Source organism: Pseudomonas sp. NPDC087639, from assembly GCF_044743385.1.
Classification (GTDB): Bacteria; Pseudomonadota; Gammaproteobacteria; order Pseudomonadales; family Pseudomonadaceae; genus Aquipseudomonas.
Genome location: NZ_JBIUWI010000028.1, coordinates 66306 through 67490 on the forward strand (window position 1 = coordinate 66306; position 1185 = coordinate 67490).

The 1185-nt window shown below is 60.3% G+C and carries 1 protein-coding gene and 1 pseudogene; both read left to right on the forward strand.

Features of this window, described 5'->3' with window-relative positions; all coding sequences use genetic code 11:
• The coding region (locus ACIOVB_RS14225; protein ID WP_401268611.1) for a glutamate--tRNA ligase family protein at positions 1-1023 on the forward strand (1023 nt) is incomplete at its 5' end.
• Between the two features lie 21 nt (positions 1024-1044).
• Positions 1045-1185, forward strand: a pseudogene (locus ACIOVB_RS14230) (cysteine--tRNA ligase); the annotation flags it as partial.

Consider the following 1185-nt stretch of genomic DNA (forward strand, 5'->3'; position numbering starts at 1 on the left):
ACCCACGGTCAGTCGGACGCCATCGAAGGCATCACTCACTCGATCTGCACCCTGGAGTTCGAAAGCCATCGTCCACTGTACGAGTGGTTCCTCGACGCCTTGCCAGTGCCGGCGCACCCGCGTCAGTACGAGTTCAGCCGCCTGAACCTGAACTACACCATCACCAGCAAGCGCAAGCTGAAACAACTGGTCGATGAAAAGCACGTCAATGGCTGGGACGATCCGCGCATGTCCACGCTGTCGGGCTTCCGCCGCCGTGGCTACACGCCGAAATCGATCCGCAACTTCTGCGACATGATCGGCACCAACCGTTCCGACGGCGTGGTTGACTTCGGCATGCTCGAATTCAGCATCCGTGACGACCTTGATCACAGCGCACCGCGCGCCATGTGCGTGCTGCGCCCGCTGAAAGTCGTGATCACCAACTACCCGGAAGGCCAGGTCGAGAACCTCGAACTGCCGCGCCACCCGAAAGAAGACATGGGCGTGCGCGCTCTGCCGTTCGCCCGGGAAATCTACATCGACCGTGAAGACTTCATGGAAGAGCCGCCGAAGGGCTACAAGCGCCTGGAATCGGGTGGCGAAGTGCGTCTGCGCGGCAGCTACGTGATCCGTGCCGACGAAGCGATCAAGGACGCCGACGGCAACATCGTCGAACTGCGCTGCTCCTACGACCCGGAAACCCTCGGCAAGAACCCTGAAGGCCGCAAGGTCAAAGGCGTGGTTCACTGGGTGCCGGCCGCTGCCAGCGTCGAGTGCGAAGTGCGTCTGTACGATCGCCTGTTCCGCTCGGCCAACCCTGAGAAGGCCGAAGACAGCGCCAGTTTCCTCGACAACATCAACCCTGACTCACTGCAAGTGCTGACCGGTTGTCGTGCTGAGCCATCGCTTGGCAATGCACAGCCGGAAGACCGTTTCCAGTTCGAGCGCGAAGGCTACTTCGTCGCGGACATCAAGGACTCGAAACCAGGTCAGCCGGTATTCAACCGTACCGTGACCCTGCGTGATTCGTGGGGCCAGTGATTCAGCGTCAAGGAAATTAAAGTGCTGACGATCTACAACACGCTCACCAAGAGCAAAGAAGTCTTCAAGCCGCTCGATGGCAACAACGTGCGCATGTACGTCTGCGGGATGACCGTGTACGACTACTGCCACCTGGGCCACGGCCGCAGCATGGTCGCGTTC